Here is a 23,105-nt window from a genome sequence, read left to right on the forward strand (position 1 = left end):
ACGCGAAGCGGGGTAGCGTGTCGGCCATTCATCCAGCCACCCGTGAGGTTCGACGCATGAAGACCCCGTTTCGACTCGTTCTTGCCGCGGCCGTCGCCAGCAGCCTGGTGGCGGGCTGCGCGACCGGCGGAGGCTACAACGACCCGTACGGCCAGTACGGCCAGCCGCAGCAGCAGGACCCGCAGGGCATGAGCAACACCCAGAAGGGCGCCCTGATCGGTGCGCTCGCCGGCGTGGCCGCAGGCCTGCTCAGCGGCGACGATGCCACCGAACGCCGCCAGCGCGCGCTGGTGGGCCTGGGCGTGGGCGGCCTTGCCGGCGGTGCGATCGGCAATTACCAGGACCGGCAGGAGCGCGAACTGCGCGAGAGCATGCAGGGCACGGGCGTCGACGTGGTCCGCCAGGGCGACAACATCACGTTGAACATGCCGAGCAACATCACCTTCGACTTCGACAAGTCCGATCTCAAGCCGGCGTTCTACCCGGTCCTCGACCAGGTCGCCGAGACCTTGAAAGAGTACGACCAGACGATCATCGAAGTCGCGGGCCACACGGACAGCGTCGGCAGCGATGCCTACAACCAGCAACTCTCGGAGCGTCGTGCCCGTTCCGTGGGGGACTATCTGATGCAGGATGGCATCATGCGCGACCGCTTCATCCTTGTCGGTGCCGGCGAGGGACACCCGGTGGCCAGCAACGACACCGACGCCGGCCGCGCCCAGAACCGCCGCGTGGAGATCACACTGGTTCCAGTGCGTTCCTGAGGATCGAGGAACGCGTACGCACCTGGCAAGGAGCGACGCACGGGAAGGCCGCGCCCACGGACGCGGCCTTTTTCGTTTCAGCGCTCCAGCACGCGCAGGACGGTCAACACCACCAGGGTCAGCACTGTCGCTGCGATCGCCACCAGGTACACGCCCAGGCCCGTCGCCACCCCCAGCACCGCGACCATCAACAGGGAGGCGGCGGTGGTGATGCCCGCGATGGCGCCGTCGCCACGGCGCGAGAAGATGGTTCCGGCGCCGATGAATGCGACGCCCGCCACCACCGCCTCGATCAGCCTGAGGGGGTCGATCTGCAGGCGCTCGCCGCCCCCATCGAATCCCCCCGACGTGATGGCCAGGCGACCTATGCCCACCAGCAGCGCCGATGCGCCGGCGACCAGCATGTGGGTACGGAAGCCCGCAGGCCGGTCCTTGAGCTCACGCTCGTATCCGACCGCTCCGCCCAGGAGCATCGCCAGTGCCACCTGGCCGACGACAAGCCATTGTGCGTTCCATTCCATGCGCGCAGGTTGAATGAAGCCAGGTAGAGACGCGGTCAAGATGCGTCGCGCACGGGGGGACAGCCGGGGCGAGGCGGGTATGATGAACCGACCGATCCATACCGATACCGCGTACGCCATGTCCGATCCGCGCCATCATGACTGCCACGCCCGATCCGCTCCGGCCCCGTCCCACCCCGGATCCCTGCGTCGCGGATGAACGGCATGCATGGACCCACGGACGCCGCCGCCCGTGACACGCCGGGACCCGGCAATACGTTGATTGCCGCGGACGTGGGGGGCACCCATGCCCGGCTCGCATGGGTCGATGCGCGCGGAGGCGAGGTCCTGCTGCACGGCTATCGTCGCTATGCCTGCGCGGAGTTCCCCAGTCTGGCGGCGATCCTCTCCGAGTTCATCGCCGAGCGGGAAGGGGCCGGGCCGACGCCCGAGGCCAGCATTGCGATCGCCGGGATGCTCGTGGGAGACGTCCTTGTCCACGCCAACCTGCCGTGGCCGGTCTCCGTCAGCGCGACCGCGGCCGAGGCGGGCCTCGCCAAACTGCGCCTCATCAACGATTTCGAAGCGATGGCCTGGGCCATTCCCAGCATCGACGTCCGCCAGGCGCGACGCATCTGCGGTCCGGAGATCGCGGTGCAACCCGGGCCGGCATTGATGATCGGGCCGGGGACGGGGTTCGGCGCCGCATTGCGGGTCCCCGGCAATCCACCCGTCGTGGTCGCCACGGAAGCGGGCCATGCCGGCCTGTCCGTGCGTGAGCCCCGCGAGATCGAGGTGCTGGCGGTCCTGATGGCACGCTGGACCCACGTGGGCAACGAGCGCCTGCTATCGGGACCCGGGCTGGTCAATGCCTACGAGGCCCTGTGCGAGATCGAGGGGCGATGCCCGTCGCTTGCGTCCCCCGCCGCCATCAGCCATGCAGCCGAGCAGGGCAACGACCCGCTCGCGGCGGAAGCCCTCTCCATGTTCTGCAACGTGCTGGCCAGCGTCGCCGGCGATCTTGCACTCACCTTCGGCGCCACGTCCGTGTATCTCGCCGGGGGCATCCCCGCGCAGATCGCGGACTACCTGCTGCGCGGCGACTTCGCCCATCGCTTCAGCGACAAGGGCGTGATGCGGGAAGTGCTGGCGCGCGTGCCGGTCTACCTGGTGGAGCATGGGCAACTGGGGTTGCAGGGTGCGGCGACCTGGTACCAGCAGCAGCGCTCGCTGGCCGCCTCCGGCTGACGAACCGTCCGGCGATGCCGGCACGCCCGCCATGAAGAACGCCCCGGCCCGTGAGGGTCGGGGCGTTCGGTTTTGGTGGAGGTGGGCGGAATCGAACCGCCGTCCGAAGGCACTCCATCCCCGGCTCTACATGTTTAGTGCTCCGTTAGATCTCGTCCACTGACAGCACGGCGCACAAAGCGCATCGGCGGACCAGCCTGTTTTGGGTTAACCAGGTGCTGACAGGCAGCCATACCCGGCGATTCCGTGATGATGACCCTACGCAGCGAGCACGGACACAAGCTGTTTCGGGGCTTAGGCCTTAAGCGGCCAGAGCGTAGTTGTCGTCGTTGGCAACTATGAGTTTTGCAGCTGGATTTACGAGGAAAGCTACCCCCTCGACATGCACCAGGCGACTTTGCGACCCCCGTCGAAGCCAATGCACCCCCGGGAAAGCCAGGCAATCACCTAGGACATCAGTATAGGGCGGGATATCGCGAACTCAATGGGCGGGCACCGCCTGGGACGGCCCCGGAGAGCGGGCATTCACCTGCGCATCTTGAACGGCACGCGGTATGCTTGGCCGGTGACAGACGCCAACGACACGCCGCGAACGCCCGCCCTGGGCCCGCCACCGCAGCGACGTGGCCTGGCGCTCGCAAGCGGCGTGCTGGTCTTCACCCTGCTGTTGACCTTCGTCGGCTGGCGATATGCCAGCGACAAGGAGACCGCCACCGCGCAGGCACGCTTCATCGGCCAGGGCGAGGAGGCCGTCAGCCTGCTCCGCGAGCGCATGGGCAACCAGGAAATCGTGCTCCGGGGGGCAGCCTCCCTGTTCGCCAGCGTGCAGCGGCCGACGCCTTACCAGTGGCAGGCGTACGCGGACGGCATGCGCCTGCAACGCCAGTTTCCGGCCATGGTCGGCCTGGGGTATGCCGCCTATGTCGAACAGGCGCGACTGCCCACATTGCAACTGGAGTGGAAGGCCCTGGGATACGGGCAGCTGGACGTCGTGCCGCACGGCCCCCGTCCCGATTACGGCCCCATCATGATGCTGGAACCGCGCACGCCACAGAACGTCGCGGCGATCGGCTACGACATGTATTCGCAGCCCGTGCGACGCGCTGCGATGGAAGCGGCCATGCAGACCGGACAGGTCCGCATGAGCGGCCCGGTGCAACTGGTCCAGGACGGCAACACGCCCTCCACATCGGCCCTGTTGTACCTGCCCCTGTATCGCAATGGTGCGCAGCCCAATACGGTCCCGGCGCGGCGCGAGGCGATGCTCGGCTGGGTTTACACGCCATTCCGGTTCGACGAGTTCGTGCATTCCACGCTGGGCGAACGCCTGGACGGCATGCAGTTCACCCTGACGGACATCACCGACGAACCGGGGCAGCGGCTCTACGGGTCCGGCGATGCGTCGCCCGATGCGCGTTTCCGTTTCCAGACCCAGTTGGCGGTGCACGGCCGCCGCTGGCTGCTGGAGTTCGCCTCGACAAGCCCTGAAGATGCCCAACCGGTGGACTCGATGCTGTGGGGCGGCGTGCTGTTCGGGGTGATCTCGTCGTTGCTGCTGGCGACGATCGTGTTCACGCTCGTGCGCACGGAGCGTCGCGCCATGAAGATGGCCCTGCGCATGAGCGAAGAATACCGGCGCAGCGAAGAGCGCTTCCGGACGACCATGCTGCATTCGGGCATCGGCAAGGCCTTGCTGGACAGCGAAGGCTGCGTGGTGGAGTGCAACCCGGCCCTGGGCCGCATCGTCGGACTGTCACCCGCCGCGCTCTCCGGGGTGGAGTTCGAGTCCCTGTTCGAAGACGAAGGCCCCGACCTGGGTGAGTGGCTCAAACAGGACGACCTGGAGGCCGCGCCGGTCATCCGCATCACCCGGCGCCTGCATCGCGCGGGCGACCTGGCCCGCCATGCGCAACTGACCTACGCGCGGGTGCCGGGCGGGGTGGGGCAGGACGTGATCGGCCTGGTCCAGGCCGAGGATGTCACTGAACGGATCCTCGCCGAAGCCCGTGTCCACGCCCTCAACCGCACGCTCGAGGCACGCGTGGCGGCGCGGACCCGGGAGCTCAGCCAGGCCAACCAGGAACTCGAATCGTTTGCCTACAGCATTTCGCACGACCTGCGCGCGCCGTTGCGGGCGATCGACGGATTCAGTCGCATCATCGCGGACAAGTATCGGGAAGCGCTCGATGCGACCGCGAACGGCTACCTGTCGCGGATCCGCGCGGCCGCCACCCGCATGGACGAGCTCATCGACGCGCTGCTGAAGATGTCCCGGGTCACGCGGACTGAAGTGAATCCCCGGGCGATCGACCTGAGCCAGATGGCATCCGAGCTGGTGGAAGAGTTCAGGGCCGGTGATCCCGAGCATCGCCCGCGGGTGGACATCGCCCCGCAGCTGCGCGCCTGGGGCGATCCGGTCCTGATGCGCAACCTGCTCGCGAACCTGCTGGGCAATGCCTGGAAGTTCACCCGCGGAAAGCCGGACCCGTGGATCGAATTTGGTGCCCATCGCCTGCCTACGGGCACATTCGAATTCCATGTCCGGGACAACGGTGCCGGATTCCCCCAGCAGCACGTGGAAAAGTTGTTCCGGCCTTTCCAGCGGCTGCATGGCCAGGAAGAGTTCGCCGGACATGGCATCGGCCTGGCGTCGGTCAAGCGGATCATCGAGCGCCACGGCGGCACCATCCGTGCCGAAGGCGTGGTGGGGGAGGGTGCGGCGTTCTACTTCGCCCTGCCCGACGCCACGGAGGGCGGCGCCGCGGTCTGACGCGCGATTCAGGCGTCCTTGTTGTGCTGGCGCATCAGGCGCTGCTTGTCGCGCGCCCAGTCCCGGTCCTTCTCCGCTGCGCGCTTGTCATGCGACTGCTTGCCCTTGGCCAGGGCCAGTTCGGCCTTGACCTTGTTTCCCTTCCAGTAGAGCGCGGTGGGAATGAGGGTGTAACCGTCGCGTTCGACCTTGCCGATCAGGGTGTCGATTTCATGCCGGTGCAGCAGCAGCTTGCGCGTGCGGCGTTCATCGCTGACCACGTGGGTGGAAGCCGAGATGAGCGGCGTCATCTGCGCCCCGAACAGGAACATCTCGCCATTGCGGATGATCGCGTAGCTCTCGCCGATCTGGGCGCGGCCCGCCCGTATGGATTTCAGCTCCCAGCCCTGCAGCGCCAACCCCGCCTCGAACCGCTGTTCCAGGTGGTACTCGTGGCGTGCACGCTTGTTCAGCGCGATGGTGCCGCCACCCGCGCCCTTTCCTTTATCCTTGCCGCTCTTGTTGTCCGATTTCTTAGCCATCGCGCCATTGTCCCCGAAACCGGCCGTCCGGTGCAGGGGGCCCGAATGCCGAGACCCGATGCCCACTGTCCGCCGCTCCGCACTGGTCGAACACGCCGCCGCGCGCATGTTCGCGCTTGTCAACGACATCGAAGCCTATCCGCGCCGCTTCGCCTGGTGCGAACAGGCCCAGGTGATCGCCGAGGAAGAAGGGCGCATGGTGGCACGGCTCGATCTGGGCCTCGGCGCACTGCGTACGTGGTTCACCACCGAGAACACGTTGGCGCCGCCCCACCACATCGACCTGCGACTGGTGGATGGACCGTTCCGGAAACTCCTCGGACGCTGGGAGTTCCATGCCCTCGACGAGTCCGCGTGCAAGGTCACCCTGACGCTGGACTTCGAGCCGTCGATGCGCCTGCTGGGGCCCGCGTTCACGCTCGGGTTCCAGGGGCTTGCCGACCGCATGGTGGACGACTTCGTGCGGGTGGCCGATCGCGAGGATGCCACTTGACGGCCCGGGCATGCGCGTCGAAGTCCTGATGGCCTGGCCGGGCCGCCACGAAAGCCGCTGGGCCGACGTGGAAGAGGGCGCCCGTGTCGCGGACGCCCTGGCTTGCGTGGGTTGGCTGGAGGCACCCGACGTGGTTGGACTGGCCCTGCACGGTCGCCGCGTCGAGAGCGATGCGCTGCTCAGCGAAGGCGACAGGATCGAGCTGCTGAGGCCGCTGGAAATCGATCCGAAGGAGGCGCGTCGGCGACGTGCGGCGGAACGCGACCCGAAGGCCGCCAGGGGCCGCGGCTGACCGGTCCCCGTTCGGGGGTCAGCGGCGCTTGTCCTTTTCCTTGGCCAGGTTCGGGCCGAACTGCTGCACGGTATCGCGGGCCAGTGCCTCGTCCTGCTCGGGGAAATAGTCGCCCTCCCAGCGGGTCACCGTGTCGCCTTCGAACCATACGGTAAAGGTCTTGAACTCGGTGTGGGCACGGCGTCCGACGCGCTGGCTGGCGGTGTAGTCCCAGCGATCGGCATTGAACGGGTCCTGGATGGACGGCGTACCCAGCAGCGCCTGGACCTGCTGCTTGTTCATCCCGGCTTCCAGTTGCTCCACGGCAGCGCTTTCGAGCAGGTTGCCCTGGTAGATGGGCTGTCGATACATCACGCCGCAGCCGGTGGCGAGCAGGACGACGAGGAGGAGGGGGAGCAACTTGCGCATCGGGAATTCAGGTCTGGCGGGCATCGTCCCGATGATACACTGATGGCCCCGTCGCGAGGGGGTGCCGCCGACGCGTTCATGCAGGGTTGGGCACCGCACCGATGCGAGCGACCCCGGCCCACGCCAGGAACAGGAGCCACGATGGAATCCCAAGAGTTGCGCAATGCCGGCCTCAAGGTGACGCACCCCCGCCTGCGTATTCTCGACCTGCTGGAAAGTGCCAAGCCGCGACACATGACCGCGGAGGACATCTACCGGCACCTGCTCGACAAGGGCGAGGACATCGGGCTGGCGACCGTGTACCGCGTCCTGACCCAGTTCGAGGCGGCGGGCCTGGTGCTCAAGCACAACTTCGAGTCCGGCCAGTCGGTCTATGAGCTCGATCGCGGCCAGCACCACGACCACATGGTCGACATCGACACCGGCAAGATCATCGAGTTCGAAAGCGAGGAGATCGAGACCCTGCAGCGGCAGATCGCCGAAGCGCACGGCTACGACATCGAGGAGCACTCGCTGGTGCTCTACGTGCGCAAGAAGCGCTAGTCGACAAGCGCTAGTCGACGTCCTGCAGGAGGCGCCGTGCGGCGGCGCGGGCCTCGCGGGTCAGCTCGGCACCTCCCAGCATCCTCGCCAGCTCGTCGCGACGCGCATCCGCGTCAAGCCGGACGACCGCGCTCTGGGTGAGCCCCTCGGCCGACGCCTTGCTGACGCGATAGTGCGCGTGGCCCTGTGCGGCCACCTGCGGCAGGTGGGTGACGCACAGCACCTGCCGGTGCCGCCCCAGTTCGCGCAGCTTGCGGCCCACGACGTCCGCCACCGCACCACCGATGCCCGAGTCGACCTCGTCGAAGACCATGGTGGAGACGGCATCCAGCCCCAGCGCGGCCACTTCGATCGCCAGCGACACGCGGGACAGCTCACCGCCAGAGGCGACCTTGCGCAGCGGCCTCGCGGGCTGGCCGGGGTTGGCCGCGACCATGAATTCCACCCGTTCCGCTCCCTGCGGGTCCGGCCGGATTTCATCCAGGGGTTCGATGCGAATCTCGAAGCGGCCGCCTGCCATCCCCAGCTCCGCGATCAGCTCACTCGTGGCCGAGGAGAGTGCAGCGGCGGCCTGGCGGCGACGGTCGCCCAGCGCCGCGGCCGCCTCCCGCCACGCATCACGCGCGGCTTCGATCTCCACGTCCAGCGCCGAGAGCCGCGCGCCGGCGCCCTCGAGCGCCTGCAGTTCCGCGGCGATGGCGTCCCGTTTGCCCTCCAGCTCGTCCGGCGCGACGCGATGCTTGCGGGCCAGCTCGTGCAGGCGGCCAATGCGCTGCTCGATGGCCTCGAACGCGCTGGGGTCGATGTCGAGATCGCTCCGGATCCGGTCGAGCAGGCTGAGGGCTTCGTCCACCTGGATGGCCGCCGCATCGAGCATCCCGTCGACCTCGCCCAACCGGGGCTCGTGCTCACGCACCCGGCCCAGCTCGGTCCTCACCTGGTCGAGGCTGCCGCTGAGCGAGCTGTCTTCCTCGCCCGACAGGCGGCGGAACGCACTGTCGCAGGCCTCGATCAAGGCAGAGGCGTGGGCCTGCCTGCGATGGTCGGCATCGAGCTGCGCCAGTGACGCCGGCTCCAGCGTTTCGTTGTCGAGTTCGGCGAACTGGTGGGCCAGCCAGTCGATGCGCTCGGATACGTCGCCCCGCCCGGACAGCTGCTGGCGTTCCTCGACCAGGACGGCCCAGTGGCGAGCACGGGTCGCCACCCCGGCCAGGGCCTCCTCGTTGCGGGCAAACGCATCGAGCAGGGCCAACTGGCTGGGGCGCGACAACAAGGCCTGGTGTTCGTGCTGGCCGTGGATCTCCACGAGCCGGTTGGCGAGCTCCGCCAGTTGCCCGGCCGTGGCGGGCCGGCCATTGATCCAGGCGCGGGAACCGCCGTCGGCACGGATCACCCGGCGCACCTGGCATGCGTCGTCCTCGTCCATGGCGTTTTCGCGCAACCAGGCGGCCGCCAATGGCGCGTCCTGGAGCTCGAACGCAGCCACCAGTTCCGCGCGCTCCGCCCCGTACCGGACCACGCCGCTGTCGGCCCGCGAGCCCGACAGCAGACCCAGCGCGTCCACCAGCAGCGACTTGCCTGCCCCCGTTTCACCGGAGATCACGGTCAGCCCCGGGCCGAATTCCAGCTCGGCGGAGGCCACGACGGCAAACTGCTTGATGGAGAGGTAGGTGAGCATGGCGCGGGAAGCTAGCACGCGGTCCGGGCGGCGCCAACACGTGTCGCACCCCTTGTGGGCGCGGCCCGACGGCTGTTATCTAGGGGACAGCACGATAGCCCATGCGCGTCGCACCAGATGAGCCGTGAAACGGGCCAGGAACGGGGGAAGTCAGGTGAACCGGAGGACGGACAGGGCAGGCATCCACCCGGCGCGCGCGACGGAGCTCGCGGAAGACCCCCGGGCGCGCCAGCTCCTGCGCACGCTGATCGGCCGTTACATCCGGGATGGCGAGCCGGTCGGCTCACAGACCCTCTCCCGGCACGCTGGCCTGGACATCAGCCCCGCGACCATTCGCAAGATCCTGGGCGACCTGGAAGAGGCCGGCCTGCTGGCCGCACCCCACACGTCGGCCGGGCGAGTCCCCACCGCGCAGGGCTACCGCCTGTTCGTGGACTCCCTGCTCCAGGTCAAGCCCCTGCCCAAGGACGAGATGGCGCGCCTGCGGGGCGAGCTGCCCGCGGGCCATGGCACGCAGGCCCTGCTGGGCAACACCTCCGAGCTGCTGTCGGCGATGACCCGTTTCGTGGGCGTGGTGAGCCTGCCCCGACGGGAGCAGTTCGCCTTCCGGCGCATCGATTTCGTGGCGCTCGATGCCCGGCGCGTCATGGCGATCCTGGTGTTCGCCGACAACGAGGTCCAGAACCGCATCGTCCAGGTACGTCGACCCTACGATGGCGGTGAACTCGAGCAACTCGCCAATTACCTGAACAGCCACCATGCCGGCCGACCACTGGCCGATATCCGGCAACGGCTGCTGGAAGCCCTCCGCGACGACCGCTCCGAGATGGAGGCGCTGCTCGCGCGCTCGCTTGAGCTCGCCGAGCAGGTGCTCGCGCCCGATGGCGAGGACATGCTGCTCAGCGGCCAGACCCGCCTGATGGGCGTCCAGGACCTGACCGACATCGACCGCCTCCGCGACCTGTTCGAGGCGTTCGCGCGCAAGCGCGAGATACTCCAGTTGCTGGAACGCACCATCCAGGCCCCCGGTGTCCGGATCTTCATCGGCGAGGAGACCGGGCTGGCGCCCCTGGAGGGCATGTCGCTGGTGTCCGCGCCGTACGGGATGGGCGGGCAAGTGCTGGGCGTGCTCGGGGTGATCGGCCCCAGCCGCATGGCCTACGAGCGCGTCATCCCGGTGGTGCAGGCGACCGCCGACATACTGGGCGAGGCGTTCGCGGGGGAGCCGCACTGATACAGGCGGTGGCGGACCGCTTGAATCGCGGGGCGGCGACCCCAATTGCAGCGGTGTTGCGCACCCGTGCGCTCCGTTCCCAAGTCACCGCCCACGGATCGAGCCCCATGAACCATACCCCGAACCCGGACGACACCGTCCCGACTTCCGACATCGATGAAGCTGCCGCCCCGCCGATCGAGGTGGAGCTGGAGGCCGTCAAGGCCGAGCTGGCCAGCCTCAAGGAGGACGCCCTGCGTGAGCGCGCGGACCTCGAGAACCAGCGCAAGCGCCTGTCCCGCGAGATCGAGACCGCCCGCCGCTTCGCCAACGAGCGCCTGCTCGGCGAGCTGCTGCCCGTCATCGACAGCCTTGAGGCAGGTCTCGGCAATGCCGACGGCGACGCCTCGCCCCTGCGTGAGGGCATGGAACTGACCCTGCGCCAGTTGCTCAAGGTCGGCGCGGACAACGGCCTGGTCCCGGTCGACCCCGTTGGCCAGCCCTTCAATCCGGATCACCACCAGGCCATGAGCATGGTCGACAGCCCGGACCATGCGCCCAACCACGTGGTGCAGGTGTACCAGAAGGGGTGGCTGCTGAACGACCGCCTGCTGCGCCCGGCACTGGTGGTGGTCTGCCAGGGCACGTGAGCCGCGCGGCCCTTGAACCGGCGCCCGGCAGCCCCAGATAGCAGACATTGGCGGCTTGCGGGCCGTCCGGCTGGGCCGGAAGACCGCGCCGCACGTCCAGATTCGCAACAGTCAAAGCATCCAGAGGAAACACCACCATGGGCAAGATCATCGGCATCGATCTCGGCACGACCAACTCGTGCGTGGCGATCATGGAAGGCGGCAACGCCAAGGTCATCGAGAACGCCGAAGGCGATCGCACCACGCCTTCCATCGTCGCGTATACCAAGGACAACGAAGTGCTGGTCGGCGCCTCGGCCAAGCGCCAGGCCGTCACCAACCCCAAGAACACCTTCTTCGCGGTGAAGCGCCTGATCGGCCGCAAGTTCAAGGACGCCGAGGTCCAGAAGGACATCGGCCTGGTCCCGTACGACATCATCGAGCACGAAAACGGCGATGCCTGGGTCGCGACCCAGGACGGCAACCGGATGGCCCCCCAGCAGATCTCGGCCGAAGTGCTGGCCAAGATGAAGAAGACCGCCGAGGCCTACCTGGGCGAGACCGTCACCGAGGCCGTGATCACCGTGCCGGCGTACTTCAACGACAGCCAGCGCCAGGCCACCAAGGACGCCGGCAAGATCGCCGGCCTCGAGGTCAAGCGCATCATCAACGAGCCGACCGCGGCCGCGCTGGCCTATGGCATGGACAAGAAGGGCGGCGACCGCAAGGTCGCGGTCTACGACCTGGGCGGCGGCACCTTCGACGTGTCGATCATCGAGATCGCCTCGGTCGACGAGGAAATGCAGGTCGAGGTGCTGGCCACCAACGGCGACACCTTCCTCGGTGGCGAGGACTTCGACAAGCGCGTCATCGACTACCTGGTCGACGAGTTCCAGAAGGACCAGGGCATCGACCTGCGCAAGGATCCGCTCGCCCTGCAGCGGCTGAAGGACGCCGCCGAGCGTGCCAAGATCGAGCTGTCGTCCGCGCAGCAGACGGAAGTCAACCTGCCGTACGTCACCGCCGACGCCTCCGGGCCGAAGCACCTGAACATCAAGCTGACCCGCGCCAAGCTCGAGTCGCTGGTGGAGGACCTGGTCAAGAAGTCGATCGAGCCCTGCCGGATCGCGCTGAACGACGCGGGCTTGCGTGCCAGCGACATCAGCGAGGTCATCCTGGTCGGTGGCCAGACCCGCATGCCCAAGGTCCAGCAGGCCGTTGCCGAATTCTTCGGCAAGGAGCCCCGCAAGGACGTCAATCCGGACGAGGCGGTGGCCGTGGGCGCCGCGATCCAGGGCGGCGTGCTGGCCGGCGACGTCAAGGACGTGCTGCTGCTCGACGTGACCCCGCTGAGCCTGGGTATCGAGACCCTGGGCGGCGTCTTCACCAAGATCATCGAGAAGAACACCACGGTGCCGACCAAGGCCTCGCAGACCTTCTCGACCGCCGAGGACAACCAGTCCGCGGTGACCGTGCACGTCCTCCAGGGCGAGCGCGAACAGGCCCGCTTCAACAAGTCGCTGGCCCGCTTCGACCTGACCGGCATCGACGCCGCGCCGCGTGGCATGCCGCAGATCGAGGTGTCGTTCGACATCGACGCCAATGGCATCGTCCACGTGACGGCCAAGGACAAGAAGACGGGCAAGGAGCAGAAGGTCGAGATCAAGGCCGGCTCGGGCCTGTCCGAGGACGAGATCGCGAAGATGGTCGCCGACGCCGAGGCCAACCGCGAGGAGGACCGGAAGTTCCAGGAGCTGGTCCAGGCCCGCAACCAGGCGGACGGCCTGGTCCACACGGTGCGCAGCACCATCAAGGACCAGGGCGACAAGCTGCCGGGCGAGGCCATCGCCAGCGCCGAGGCCGCCATCGCTGACGTCGAGACCGCGATGAAGGGCGACGACAAGGGCCAGATCGAGGCCAAGTCGAAGGCACTGGAAGAAGCCGCGCAGGCGCTGTTCGCGGCCGTCCAGGCCCAGGCCAGCGCCGAGGCCGGCGCAGGCGAGGGCGGCGAGCAGGCCCGTCCGGCCGATGACGTCGTCGACGCCGAGTTCACCGAGGTCAAGGACGACGAGAAGAAGTAAGCCGGCACGCCCCGGCCGCCACGCGCGGTCCGGGGCAGGCCACGGGGTTCGGGATCGTCCTGCGGTTTCGGACCCTTGTCGCATCAACAGCCCGGCCCGGCATCCGCCGGCGGGCCGGGGAACCTGCAACAACGATGAGCAAGCGCGATTACTACGACGTCCTGGGCGTGGCCCGCACCGCGAACGACGAGGAGCTGAAAAAAGCCTACCGTCGTTGCGCGATGAAGCACCATCCTGACCGCAACCCCGGCAACGCCGAGGCGGAAATCGCGTTCAAGGAGTGCAAGGAAGCGTACGAGGTCCTGTCGGACGCCAACAAGCGCCGCGCCTACGACCAGCACGGCCATGCGGCCTTCGAGCATGGCATGGGCGGGGGCGCGGGTGGCCCCGGCTACGCCGACATGGGCGACATCTTCGGCGACATCTTCGGCAACATCTTTGGCGGTGGCGCGGGTGGCCCGCGCGGTCCGCGACGGGGTGCCGACATCGGCTACGTCATGGAGCTCAACCTCGAGGAAGCGGTCGGCGGCATCGACCGGCAGATCGAGATCCCGACCCTGGACGAATGCGGCACCTGCAGCGGCAGCGGCTCGGCGGACGGCAAGACCGAGTCCTGCGAGACCTGCGGTGGCCGCGGCCAGGTGCGCTTCCAGCGCGGGATCTTCTCGATGCAGCAGGCCTGCCCGCACTGCGGCGGTCGTGGCCAGACCATTGCCAACCCGTGTGGCGACTGCCACGGACAGGGCCGCGTGGAACGCAACAAGACCCTGCAGGTGAAGATCCCCGCCGGCGTCGACACCGGCGACCGGATCCGGCTCTCGGGCGAAGGCGAGGCCGGACCGCCCGGCGTGCCGCCCGGCGACCTGTATGTCGAAGTGCGGGTGAAGCCGCACGAAGTCTTCCAGCGCGACGGCGACGACCTGCACTGCGAAGTGCCGATCCGCATTTCCCAGGCGGCACTGGGCGACACCATCCGCGTGCCGACACTCGAGGGCGACGTAGAACTGCGCATTCCGGCCGAGACCCAGACCGGCAAGATGTTCCGCCTGCGCGACAAGGGCGTGAAGTCCGTCCGCAGCCGCCGTCCCGGCGACCTGTACTGCCGCGCCGTGGTGGAGACACCGATCAACCTGACACCCGAACAGCGCGAGATCCTCGAGCAGTTCGAAGCGACCTTCGTCGGTGACGGCGCACGCCGCCACTCGCCCCGGTCCTCGACCTTCCTCGATGGGGTGAAGGGCTTCTGGGAGCGGATGAAGTCCTGATCGCGGAGGGGGACGCTTGTCGACGACGACCGTCGGCTTTAGCCTCTTCGCCATGACGGACACCCCACATCCTTGCCGTGTACTGATCCACGGCGCATCCGGCCGCATGGGCCAGGCCCTGCTGCGCCTGGCCGGCGAGCGTGACGATCTGACCGTCGTCGCCGCCATCGATCGCTCGACGCCCTCGCAGCGCGTGGTCGACGGCATCCCGCATTTCTCGGCGGACGAACTGGGCGGCGTGCCCGCGTTCGACGTGGCGATCGACTTCAGCCTGCCGGCCGGATTCGACCGGATCCTGGCCCTGTGCGTCTCCCGCGGACGGCCGCTCGTCTCGGGCACGACCGGGATCGACGAGGGGCAGCGCGAGGCGCTCGCCCGGGCCGCGGCCACGATCCCGCTGGCCTGGGCGACCAATTTCAGCCTGGGCGTGGCGATCCTCAACGAGCTGGTCGAGCGCGCCGCCCAAGCCTTGCCGGGCTGGGACTGCGACATCGTCGAATCGCACCACGTCCACAAGCTGGATGCCCCGTCCGGCACCGCGCTGACCCTGGGCGAATGCGCCGGGCAGGGCGGGGCAACGCCGCGCTATGCCTCGTTGCGCGCCGGCGACATCGTTGGCGAGCACACGGTGCAATTCACCGGGTTGGGCGAACGCGTGGAGCTCGTGCACCGCGCCACCAACCGGGACATCTTTGCCCGCGGGGCGCTGCACGTGGCTTCGCGCCTGGTGGCACGACCGCCGGGGCAGTACCGGGTACGCGACCTGCTGGACTGAGGGTCGACATGAACAGCGGGGCGCCATCGCCCGGTCGACGCTCCGATGAGGCTGGCGCGATCCTGCGCCAGCCGCTAGAATTCTCGCTCGCCTGAACCTCCCGAGCCGGACCGGTCCCCACCGCGTCCGCGCTTTGCTGCAACCTGGATTCATGGGTCTGCGCGAAGCCGGGCAGGTCGGCATTTCCCGGCTTCCAAGGCGACCCCCGTGACCCAACCCGCACTCCTTGCACTCGAAGACGGCACCCTCTTCGAGGGCATTTCAGTAGGCGCGCCCGGCCTTTCGGTCGGCGAAGTGGTGTTCAACACCGCGATGACCGGCTACCAGGAAATCCTGACCGATCCGTCCTACGCCCGTCAGCTGGTGACGCTGACTTACCCGCACATCGGCAACACCGGTTGCACCGACCAGGACGACGAGGCCCGCCAGACATGGGCGTCGGGCCTGATCGTGCGCGACGTGCCACGTCGCCCGAGCAACTGGCGCAGCCAAGTGGCGCTGCCGGAGTGGCTGGCCGCGCGCGGCATCGTCGGCATCGCCGGCATCGACACCCGCAAGCTGACCCGCCTGCTGCGCGACACGGGCGCGCAGGGCGGGGCGCTGATGGCCGGCGAGGGCATCGATGCCGACAAGGCGCTGGAGGCCGCGCGCAAGTTCCCGGGCCTGAAGGGCATGGACCTGGCGAAGGAGGTCAGCACCGCCGAGCGCTATGCCTGGACGGACGGCCAGCTCGACCTGGACCGCAACGCCTTCGTGACCGCCGCGCCGCGCTTCAAGGTCGTGGCCTACGATTTCGGCGTCAAGCACAACATCCTGCGCATGCTCGCCGAACGCGGCTGCGAGCTGACCGTGGTGCCCGCGCAGACGCCGGCCGCCGAGGTCCTGGCGCTCAAGCCCGACGGCGTCTTTCTCTCCAACGGCCCCGGCGATCCGGAACCCTGTGACTACGCGATCGCCGCGATCCGCGAGTTCATCGCCGCGCGTGTGCCGACCTTCGGCATCTGCCTGGGCCACCAGCTGCTCGGCCTCGCCGCCGGCGCCCGCACGATGAAGATGAAGTTCGGCCACCACGGCGCGAACCACCCCGTCCAGGACCTCGATGACGGGCGCGTCATGATCACCTCGCAGAACCACGGCTTCGCGATCGACGAGTCGACCCTGCCCTCGAACGTCCGCGTGACCCACCGCTCGCTGTTCGATGGCTCCAACCAGGGCATCGAACTGACCGACGCGCCGGCTTTCAGCTTCCAGGGCCACCCGGAAGCCAGCCCCGGCCCGCACGACGTTGCGCCCCTTTTCGACCGATTCGTTGCGCTCATGGAGGCCAACTGACATGCCGAAGCGCACCGACATCAAGACCGTCATGATCATCGGCGCCGGTCCGATCGTGATCGGCCAGGCCTGTGAGTTCGACTACTCCGGCGCGCAGGCGTGCAAGGCGCTGCGCGACGAGGGCTACCGGGTGGTGCTGGTCAACAGCAACCCGGCGACCATCATGACCGACCCGGAGATGGCCGACGCCGTCTACATCGAGCCGATCAACTGGCAGACCGTCGAGAAGATCATCGCCAAGGAGAAGCCCGACGCACTGCTGCCGACCATGGGTGGGCAGACCGCGCTGAACTGCGCGCTGGACCTGGCCGACAACGGCGTGCTCGAGAAGCACGGCGTCGAGCTGATCGGCGCCTCGCGCGAGGCCATCCGCATGGCCGAGGACCGCGAGCTGTTCCGCGTGGCGATGGACGAGATCGGGCTGGAATGCCCGCGCGCCGCGGTCGCCCGCACCTATGAGCAGGCGGTGGAGATCCAGACCACCGTCGGCTACCCGACCATCATTCGTCCAAGCTTCACCCTCGGCGGCAGCGGTGGCGGCATCGCCTACAACAAGGAAGAGTTCGAGGAGATCGTGAAGCGCGGCCTCGAACTGTCGCCGACCAACGAAGTGTTGATCGAGGAGTCGGTGCTGGGCTGGAAGGAGTTCGAGATGGAGGTGGTCCGCGACACGGCGGACAACTGCATCATCGTCTGCTCCATCGAGAACTTCGATCCGATGGGCGTGCACACCGGCGACTCGATCACCGTCGCCCCCGCGCAGACGCTGACCGACAAGGAGTACCAGCGCCTGCGCGATGCGTCGATCGCCGTGCTGCGCAAGATCGGCGTCGACACCGGCGGCTCGAACGTGCAGTTCGGCATCAACGCGCAGAACGGCCGCGTGGTCGTCATCGAGATGAACCCGCGCGTCTCGCGTTCCTCGGCGCTGGCATCGAAGGCGACCGGCTTTCCGATCGCCAAGGTCGCGGCCAAGCTGGCCGTTGGCTACACGCTGGACGAGCTGCGCAACGAGATCACCGGCGGCGCGACCCCGGCTTCGTTCGAGCCGACCATCGACTACGTGGTCACCAAGATCCCGCGCTTCGCGTTCGAGAAGTTCCCGCAGGCCGAGGCCCGCCTGACCACCCAGATGAAGTCGGTGGGCGAGGTCATGGCGATGGGCCGCAGCTTCCAGGAGTCGCTGCAGAAGGCGCTGCGCGGCCTTGAGACCGGCAAGGCCGGCCTCGACCCGACCGAGCTCGACCTGTCCAGCGAAACCGACCTCGCGACCCTGCGCCGCGAAGTGAAGGAGCCTGGCCCGGAGCGCATGTTCTACATCGGCGACGCCTTCCGCGCGGGCATGAGCGTGGAAGAGGTGCACGCCCTGTCCTTCGTCGACCCGTGGTTCCTCGACCAGATCGAGGAGATCATCGCCGAGGAGAAGGCGGTGGCGACCTCCGGCCTGGCCGCCCTCGACGAGCCGCGCATGCGCGCGCTCAAGCGCCTGGGCTTCTCCGACGCACGCCTGGCCGCGCTGACCGGCACCGACGAGGCCGCGGTCCGCACCCTGCGCCACGCCTTCGGCGTGCGTCCGGTCTACAAGCGCGTGGATTCCTGCGCCGCCGAGTTCGCCACCACCACCGCCTACATGTACTCGACCTACGAGGACGAGTGCGAGGCGGCGCCGACCGACCGCGAGAAGATCATCGTCCTCGGCGGTGGCCCGAACCGCATCGGCCAGGGCATCGAGTTCGACTACTGCTGCGTCCATGCCGCCCTTGCCCTGCGCGAGGATGGCTACGAGACGATCATGGTCAACTGCAACCCGGAGACGGTGTCGACCGACTACGACACCTCCGACCGCCTGTACTTCGAGCCGCTGACGCTCGAGGACGTGCTGGAGATCGCGGAACTCGAGAAGCCCAAGGGGGTCATCGTCCAGTACGGCGGCCAGACCCCGCTGAAGCTGGCGCGTGCGCTCGAGGCCGCGGGCGTGCCGATCATCGGCACCAGCCCCGACAGCATCGACCTCGCCGAGGACCGCGAGCGCTTCCAGAAGCTGGTCGAGTCCCTGCAGCTCGCGCAGCCGCTGAACCGCACGGCGCGCAATCCCGACGAGGCCCTGCTGCTGGCCTCGCAGATCGGCTACCCGCTGGTCGTGCGTCCGAGCTACGTGCTCGGCGGCCGTGCCATGGAGATCGTCTACGGCGATGCCGACCTGACCCGCTACATCCGCGACGCGGTCAAGGTGTCGAACGATTCGCCGGTGCTGCTCGACCGCTTCCTCGACAACGCGGTCGAGGTCGATGTCGACGTGATCGCCGACAAGGACGGCAACGTGCTGATCGGCGGCGTGATGGAGCACATTGAGGAGGCCGGCGTGCACTCCGGCGACTCGTCCTGCTCGCTGCCGCCGTACTCGCTGACGCCGGCCGTCCAGGACAAGCTGCGCGAGCAGGTCAAGGCGCTGGCAAAGTCGCTGAACGTCATCGGCCTGATGAACACCCAGTTCGCGGTGACCTTCGACGAGGCGGGCAACGACACGGTCTACCTGATCGAGGTCAATCCGCGCGCCTCGCGCACCGTGCCCTTCGTGTCCAAGGCCACCGGCCTGCCGCTGGCCAAGATCGCGGCGCGTTGCATGGCCGGTTTCACGCTGGAAGAGCAGGGCGCCACCCGCGAGATCATCCCGGACTACTACTCGGTGAAGGAGGCGATCTTCCCGTTCGCCAAGTTCCAGGGCGTCGACCCGATCCTCGGGCCGGAGATGCGCTCGACCGGCGAGGTGATGGGCGTGGGCCGCAGCTTCGGCGCGGCGATGGCGCGGGCCCAGGAGGCCGGTGGCATCAAGGCGCTGCCGGGCGAGGGCAAGGTGTTCGTCTCGGTCCGCGACCCGGACAAGCAGCGCGTGCTGCCGGTCGCACGTGACCTCGTCGCCAAGGGCTATGCCTTGGTGGCGACGTCAGGGACGCATGCGTTCCTCGCCGAGAACGGCCTGGACTGCGAGCGCATCAACAAGGTGGTCGAGGGCCGGCCGCACATCGTCGACCTGATCAAGAACGGCGAGGTGGCCTACATCATCAACACCACCGAGGGTCGCCAGGCGATCAACGATTCGTTCTCGATCCGCCGCGAGGCCCTGCAGCAGCGCGTGACCTATTCGACCACGGTATCCGGGGCCCGGGCCCTGGTGAACTCGCTGGAATTCCGCGGCACCGGCCCGGTCTGGTCGCTGCAGGAGCTTCATGCAGAAATGGTCGGCCGGGCTTGACCCGGCGGGCCTGAACCCGCGCCCGGGGCCGCTTCCAGCGCCCCGGGCATCCTGATAGCCTGTCCCGGAAGGTCGCGAAGGGGTGGTGGAACGCGCTGGCGAATGCCGGCGGATTCCGCTGCCTTCTTTGTTTGTCGCGGCACCCGGTCAAAGGAAGCATTCCCCATGAGAGCACCGATCACGGTGAAGGGCGCGCAACGCCTGCGCGCCGAGCTTGAAGAACTGAAGTCGGTCCAGCGTCCCGCGGTGATCAACGCGATTGCCGAGGCCCGGGCGCACGGCGACCTGAAGGAGAACGCCGAATACCACGCCGCCCGCGAGCAGCAGGGCTTCATCGAAGGCCGCATCAAGCAGCTCGAAGCCGAGCTGTCGCATGCCCAGGTGATCGACGTCGCCTCGCTCAACGCGGGCGACCGCGTGGTGTTCGGCGCCATCGTGGAACTGGCCGACGTCGACACGGATGCCAGTACCACGTACCAGATCGTGGGTGACCTGGAAGCCGACATCAAGCAGGGCCTGATTGCGATTTCCTCGCCGGTGGCGCGTGCCCTGATCGGCAAGAACGAGGGTGACAGCGTCACCATCGAAGCGCCCGGCGGTACCCGCGAATACGAGATCGTCGCCGTCCGCTACGACGGCTGACGCTGACCGATGAGCCGCGCGAGGCTCCTGCTGCCGGCTGCATCCCGCTTTGGTGGCCAGCGCCTGCTTGAGCCTGTCGCGAAGGCGCTCGGCCGGGCCAACGCCGTGGCCGGCGCATCGCTGGCCCACTGTTTCGAGGTCGTGCCCGCGGGATGGCCCGCCGCGGCCGTGACCCGCCAGGCCGACCGGGGCGACGCCGCGGACGCTGCCTGGTTGCGGGCGGATCCCGTGCATATCCGTCCCGACCTCACGGGCGCGCGCCTGCTGGCGCATGGCCGTGCGATGCAGGTGGAAGCCACCGACGTCGACGCGATCCTGCCCGCCCTCAAACCCCTCTTCGGCGATGCGGGCTTTCAACTCGACGCACCCACACCTGCACGCTGGTATCTGCGGCTGCCGGCAGGTACGCAGTTGCCCGCCTTCAGCCCGCCCGATGCGGCGTTGGGCGCCGAGTTGCTCGAGCACCTGCCTGGAGGCGAAAGCGACAGCCCGGAGGCGCGGCGCTGGCGCTCCCTGCTGAGCGAAGTCCAGGTGGTACTGCACAACCATCCGCGCAACGCGGAGCGCCTCGCGCAGGGTCGGCCGTCCATCAACTCGCTCTGGTTCTGGGGCGCCGGCCGATTGCCGACCCAGGTCCTCAGCGCCTGCCGCGAAGTCCTGAGCGACGATGACACGGTGCTCGCGTTCGCCCGGTTCGCGGGCGTCCGGAGCGGCGCGCTGCCCACCCGTTGCCCGGATCGCATGGACGGCATCCTGGTGGACCTGCGCGACGCACGTGACCTGGCCCGGGTGCAGGCGGACTGGTTCGTGCCCTTGATTGAAGCACTGCACACGGGTTCGCTTCGCGAACTCCGGATCGATTGCGAGAGCGGGGACGGGTATCGAGTGACCGCGAGCCAGCGCTGGCGGTTCTGGCGCAAGCCCCGTACCGGGCTTGGCGCATGAACCCGCAGGTGTCTGTACGGCGACGCGTGGCCGCGCAGGCCGGTGACTGGACCGACGCCACGCCACCGCTGCTGCGCCGGGTCTACGCCGCCCGCAACGCGCTCGACGAAGCCCAGGCACGCCCACGCCTGGCGCACCTGTTGCCACCCGACGGGATGCTTGGCCTGGAGGCCGCCGCGACCCTGCTCGCCGCGGCGATCACCGGCAATCGGCACATCGTCGTCGTCGGCGACTTCGACTGCGATGGCGCCACCGCCTGCGCGCTGGGGGTGCGCGGCCTGCGCCAGCTCGGCGCGCGTCGCGTTTCGCACGCCGTCCCGAACCGCATCACCCACGGCTACGGGCTCTCTCCCTCGCTGGTGGAGGAACTGGCCACGCTCGAACCCGACCTGCTGGTCACCGTCGACCATGGCATCGCCTGCAACGCAGGCGTTGCCGCCGCCCGCGCACGCGGCTGGCAGGTGCTGGTCACCGACCACCACCTGCCCGGCGAAGCACTGCCGGACGCGGACGTAATCGTCGATCCGAACCAGCCCGGCGACCGCTTTCCGAGCAAGGTGCTCGCCGGTGTGGGGGTGATGTTCTACGTCCTGCTCGCGTTGCGCCGCCACCTGCGCGCGCAAGGCGCTTTCGCCGATGCCGTGCCCGACCTGGGCGTGCTGCTCGACCTGGTCGCGGTCGGCACCGTCGCCGACCTCGTGCCGCTGGACGCGAACAACCGGGCGCTGGTCGCCGCCGGATTGCGCCGACTGCGCGCGGGGCAGGGCTGCGCGGGCCTGAATGCACTGGCGGAGGTGTCGCGGCGCGCGCCCGGGCGCCTGACGGCCGCCGACATCGGCTATGCGATCGCCCCCCGGCTCAATGCGGCGGGTCGCCTGGAGGACATGGCGCTGGGCATCGAATGCCTGCTGACCGACGATGCCGGCCAGGCCCGCGAAATCGCCGCGACGCTGGACGCGATCAACAGCGAGCGTCGCGCCGTCCAGCAGCAGATGATCGATGAGGCCGAAGCCGCTATCGAGCGCGTCGCGCTGGGCGAGGCCGTGCCCGTGGGCCTGTGCCTGCACGATCCGGACTGGCACCCCGGCGTGGTCGGCCTGGTCGCGTCCAAGATGAAGGAACGCCTGCATCGCCCGGTGATCGCCTTCGCCCCGTCCGAGCCCGGCAGCGACAGCCTGCGCGGCTCCGCGCGCTCCATTCCCGGTTTCCACATCCGCGATGCGCTCGCCGACGTCGCGGCCCGCCACCCGGGCCTGGTCGAACGCTTTGGCGGCCATGCGATGGCGGCCGGGCTTTCGTTGCACGCCGATCGCTTCGACGCGTTCCGCGACGCGTTCCAGGCCGCGGTCGCTGCGACCCTGCCGCCGGAGCTGCTCGCCGCGGAAGTCCTGAGCGACGGCGCGCTGGAGGCCGACGACTTCGTCCGCGCCAACGCCGAAGCCCTGCGGGATGGCGGCCCCTGGGGACAGGGCTTTCCCGAGCCGCAGTTCGACGGCGAGTTCGACGTGCTGGGCTGGCGCGTGTTGGGCGAACGCCACCTCAAGCTTGAGCTCGGGGGTCCTGGCATGCGACTCAACGCCATCCACTTCGGCGGCTGGGACGGCACGCAACCGCCTCCCCGCGTCCGGATTGCCTACCGGCTCGAGCCGGACGACTACCGCGGCGGCGATGCCATCCAGCTCGTCGTCGTCCATCGCGAACCTGTCTGAGCGCGTTCCGCCGCGGGCGGGGGCACCCCATAGCCTGCTAGAAT

Annotated in this window: 20 protein-coding genes and 1 other RNA gene; 16 read left to right on the forward strand and 5 right to left on the reverse strand. The window is 68.5% G+C overall.

Annotated elements, in window-relative coordinates:
• Positions 1 to 56 precede the first annotated feature (56 nt).
• On the forward strand, positions 57 to 764 hold the full coding sequence (locus tag H4F99_RS12260) for a YiaD family glycine zipper/OmpA-like lipoprotein (protein ID WP_182670028.1): 708 nt from the start codon (positions 57 to 59) through the stop codon (positions 762 to 764).
• 77 nt (positions 765 to 841) lie between these two features.
• Here H4F99_RS12260 and H4F99_RS12265 read toward each other — a convergent pair whose 3' ends face one another.
• A complete protein-coding gene (locus H4F99_RS12265; protein ID WP_182670029.1) occupies positions 842 to 1,285 on the reverse strand; it encodes an MgtC/SapB family protein in 444 nt (147 codons plus the stop codon).
• A gap of 204 nt (positions 1,286 to 1,489) precedes the next feature.
• Here H4F99_RS12265 and H4F99_RS12270 point away from each other — a divergent pair, with 204 nt between their 5' ends.
• On the forward strand, positions 1,490 to 2,512 hold the full coding sequence (locus tag H4F99_RS12270) for a glucokinase (RefSeq protein WP_182670030.1): 1,023 nt from the start codon (positions 1,490 to 1,492) through the stop codon (positions 2,510 to 2,512).
• A gap of 73 nt (positions 2,513 to 2,585) precedes the next feature.
• Here the strand turns inward: H4F99_RS12270 and ssrA are convergent.
• Positions 2,586 to 2,940: a transfer-messenger RNA gene (gene ssrA / locus H4F99_RS12275) on the reverse strand.
• A gap of 137 nt (positions 2,941 to 3,077) precedes the next feature.
• On the opposite strand from ssrA, the gene H4F99_RS12280 reads away from it, so the two are divergent.
• Positions 3,078 to 5,282 (forward strand): CHASE domain-containing protein, encoded by a 2,205-nt coding sequence (locus H4F99_RS12280; protein WP_182670031.1) that lies wholly within the window; start codon positions 3,078 to 3,080, stop codon positions 5,280 to 5,282.
• An 8-nt stretch (positions 5,283 to 5,290) separates the two neighbouring features.
• Here the strand turns inward: H4F99_RS12280 and smpB are convergent, their stop codons facing one another.
• Positions 5,291 to 5,803, reverse strand: coding sequence for an SsrA-binding protein SmpB (gene smpB / locus H4F99_RS12285; RefSeq protein WP_182670032.1), 513 nt, complete (start codon positions 5,801 to 5,803; stop codon positions 5,291 to 5,293).
• Between the two features lie 58 nt (positions 5,804 to 5,861).
• Between smpB and H4F99_RS12290 the strand changes: the two genes are divergently transcribed.
• Complete coding sequence (locus H4F99_RS12290) at positions 5,862 to 6,296, forward strand: type II toxin-antitoxin system RatA family toxin (protein WP_182670033.1); 435 nt, start codon at positions 5,862 to 5,864, stop codon at positions 6,294 to 6,296.
• Positions 6,297 to 6,306: 10 nt separating this feature from the next.
• Complete coding sequence (locus tag H4F99_RS12295; RefSeq protein ID WP_182670089.1) at positions 6,307 to 6,588, forward strand: RnfH family protein; 282 nt, start codon at positions 6,307 to 6,309, stop codon at positions 6,586 to 6,588.
• An 18-nt stretch (positions 6,589 to 6,606) separates the two neighbouring features.
• Here the strand turns inward: H4F99_RS12295 and H4F99_RS12300 are convergent, their stop codons facing one another.
• Positions 6,607 to 6,996, reverse strand: a complete 390-nt coding sequence (locus H4F99_RS12300) for an outer membrane protein assembly factor BamE (protein ID WP_182670034.1) — start codon at positions 6,994 to 6,996, stop codon at positions 6,607 to 6,609.
• A 141-nt stretch (positions 6,997 to 7,137) separates the two neighbouring features.
• Here H4F99_RS12300 and fur point away from each other — a divergent pair, with 141 nt between their 5' ends.
• Positions 7,138 to 7,539 carry a ferric iron uptake transcriptional regulator gene (fur, locus tag H4F99_RS12305; protein ID WP_182670035.1) on the forward strand — a complete coding sequence of 134 codons (402 nt, stop codon included), beginning with the start codon at positions 7,138 to 7,140 and terminating at the stop codon, positions 7,537 to 7,539.
• A gap of 10 nt (positions 7,540 to 7,549) precedes the next feature.
• On the opposite strand, the gene recN is transcribed toward fur, so the two are convergent.
• Entirely contained in the window at positions 7,550 to 9,217 is a 1,668-nt protein-coding gene (gene recN, locus H4F99_RS12310; protein ID WP_182670090.1) for a DNA repair protein RecN, read from the reverse strand.
• A gap of 181 nt (positions 9,218 to 9,398) precedes the next feature.
• On the opposite strand from recN, the gene hrcA reads away from it, so the two are divergent.
• The 10 genes from hrcA to recJ all read left to right on the forward strand — a co-directional run bounded on the left by hrcA (position 9,399) and on the right by recJ (position 23,061).
• Positions 9,399 to 10,451 (forward strand): heat-inducible transcriptional repressor HrcA, encoded by a 1,053-nt coding sequence (gene hrcA / locus H4F99_RS12315; RefSeq protein ID WP_182670091.1) that lies wholly within the window; start codon positions 9,399 to 9,401, stop codon positions 10,449 to 10,451.
• 107 nt (positions 10,452 to 10,558) lie between these two features.
• Positions 10,559 to 11,080 (forward strand): nucleotide exchange factor GrpE, encoded by a 522-nt coding sequence (gene grpE, locus H4F99_RS12320; RefSeq protein ID WP_182670036.1) that lies wholly within the window; start codon positions 10,559 to 10,561, stop codon positions 11,078 to 11,080.
• A 137-nt stretch (positions 11,081 to 11,217) separates the two neighbouring features.
• Positions 11,218 to 13,140: a molecular chaperone DnaK gene (gene dnaK, locus H4F99_RS12325; RefSeq protein WP_182670037.1), complete on the forward strand. Its 1,923-nt coding sequence runs from the start codon at positions 11,218 to 11,220 to the stop codon at positions 13,138 to 13,140.
• A gap of 134 nt (positions 13,141 to 13,274) precedes the next feature.
• On the forward strand, positions 13,275 to 14,405 hold the full coding sequence (gene dnaJ / locus H4F99_RS12330) for a molecular chaperone DnaJ (RefSeq protein ID WP_182670038.1): 1,131 nt from the start codon (positions 13,275 to 13,277) through the stop codon (positions 14,403 to 14,405).
• A gap of 52 nt (positions 14,406 to 14,457) precedes the next feature.
• A complete protein-coding gene (dapB, locus tag H4F99_RS12335; RefSeq protein WP_182670039.1) occupies positions 14,458 to 15,180 on the forward strand; it encodes a 4-hydroxy-tetrahydrodipicolinate reductase in 723 nt (240 codons plus the stop codon).
• A gap of 207 nt (positions 15,181 to 15,387) precedes the next feature.
• A complete protein-coding gene (gene carA / locus H4F99_RS12340; protein WP_182670040.1) occupies positions 15,388 to 16,512 on the forward strand; it encodes a glutamine-hydrolyzing carbamoyl-phosphate synthase small subunit in 1,125 nt (374 codons plus the stop codon).
• Position 16,513: 1 nt separating this feature from the next.
• A complete protein-coding gene (carB, locus tag H4F99_RS12345) occupies positions 16,514 to 19,765 on the forward strand; it encodes a carbamoyl-phosphate synthase large subunit (protein ID WP_182670041.1) in 3,252 nt (1,083 codons plus the stop codon).
• Positions 19,766 to 19,930: 165 nt separating this feature from the next.
• The gene (greA, locus tag H4F99_RS12350) at positions 19,931 to 20,407 is read left to right on the forward strand and encodes a transcription elongation factor GreA (RefSeq protein WP_182670042.1); all 477 of its coding nucleotides are present in this window, start codon (positions 19,931 to 19,933) and stop codon (positions 20,405 to 20,407) included.
• A gap of 9 nt (positions 20,408 to 20,416) precedes the next feature.
• A complete protein-coding gene (locus tag H4F99_RS12355) occupies positions 20,417 to 21,352 on the forward strand; it encodes a phosphoglycerate mutase (RefSeq protein WP_182670043.1) in 936 nt (311 codons plus the stop codon).
• The gene (recJ, locus tag H4F99_RS12360) at positions 21,349 to 23,061 is read left to right on the forward strand and encodes a single-stranded-DNA-specific exonuclease RecJ (RefSeq protein ID WP_182670044.1); all 1,713 of its coding nucleotides are present in this window, start codon (positions 21,349 to 21,351) and stop codon (positions 23,059 to 23,061) included. Before H4F99_RS12355 ends, recJ begins: the two co-directional genes overlap by 4 nt.
• Positions 23,062 to 23,105: the final 44 nt, after the last annotated feature.

The organism is Marilutibacter penaei (assembly GCF_014145395.1).
GTDB lineage: Bacteria > Pseudomonadota > Gammaproteobacteria > Xanthomonadales > Xanthomonadaceae > Marilutibacter > Marilutibacter penaei.

Excerpts from the sequence above, each read along its gene's own strand:
- greA (WP_182670042.1), top strand. The coding sequence starts at position 19,931 with ATGAGAGCACCGATCACGGTGAAGGGCGCGCAACGCCTGCGCGCCGAG.
- dnaJ (WP_182670038.1), top strand. The coding sequence starts at position 13,275 with ATGAGCAAGCGCGATTACTACGACGTCCTGGGCGTGGCCCGCACCGCG.
- H4F99_RS12260 (WP_182670028.1), top strand. The coding sequence starts at position 57 with ATGAAGACCCCGTTTCGACTCGTTCTTGCCGCGGCCGTCGCCAGCAGC.
- H4F99_RS12295 (WP_182670089.1), top strand. The coding sequence starts at position 6,307 with ATGCGCGTCGAAGTCCTGATGGCCTGGCCGGGCCGCCACGAAAGCCGC.
- dapB (WP_182670039.1), top strand. The coding sequence starts at position 14,458 with ATGACGGACACCCCACATCCTTGCCGTGTACTGATCCACGGCGCATCC.
- recN (WP_182670090.1), bottom strand. The coding sequence starts at position 9,217 with ATGCTCACCTACCTCTCCATCAAGCAGTTTGCCGTCGTGGCCTCCGCC.
- fur (WP_182670035.1), top strand. The coding sequence starts at position 7,138 with ATGGAATCCCAAGAGTTGCGCAATGCCGGCCTCAAGGTGACGCACCCC.
- recJ (WP_182670044.1), top strand. The coding sequence starts at position 21,349 with ATGAACCCGCAGGTGTCTGTACGGCGACGCGTGGCCGCGCAGGCCGGT.
- carB (WP_182670041.1), top strand. The coding sequence starts at position 16,514 with ATGCCGAAGCGCACCGACATCAAGACCGTCATGATCATCGGCGCCGGT.
- grpE (WP_182670036.1), top strand. The coding sequence starts at position 10,559 with ATGAACCATACCCCGAACCCGGACGACACCGTCCCGACTTCCGACATC.
- H4F99_RS12270 (WP_182670030.1), top strand. The coding sequence starts at position 1,490 with ATGCATGGACCCACGGACGCCGCCGCCCGTGACACGCCGGGACCCGGC.
- H4F99_RS12300 (WP_182670034.1), bottom strand. The coding sequence starts at position 6,996 with ATGCGCAAGTTGCTCCCCCTCCTCCTCGTCGTCCTGCTCGCCACCGGC.
- H4F99_RS12355 (WP_182670043.1), top strand. The coding sequence starts at position 20,417 with ATGAGCCGCGCGAGGCTCCTGCTGCCGGCTGCATCCCGCTTTGGTGGC.
- dnaK (WP_182670037.1), top strand. The coding sequence starts at position 11,218 with ATGGGCAAGATCATCGGCATCGATCTCGGCACGACCAACTCGTGCGTG.
- smpB (WP_182670032.1), bottom strand. The coding sequence starts at position 5,803 with ATGGCTAAGAAATCGGACAACAAGAGCGGCAAGGATAAAGGAAAGGGC.
- H4F99_RS12290 (WP_182670033.1), top strand. The coding sequence starts at position 5,862 with ATGCCCACTGTCCGCCGCTCCGCACTGGTCGAACACGCCGCCGCGCGC.
- H4F99_RS12265 (WP_182670029.1), bottom strand. The coding sequence starts at position 1,285 with ATGGAATGGAACGCACAATGGCTTGTCGTCGGCCAGGTGGCACTGGCG.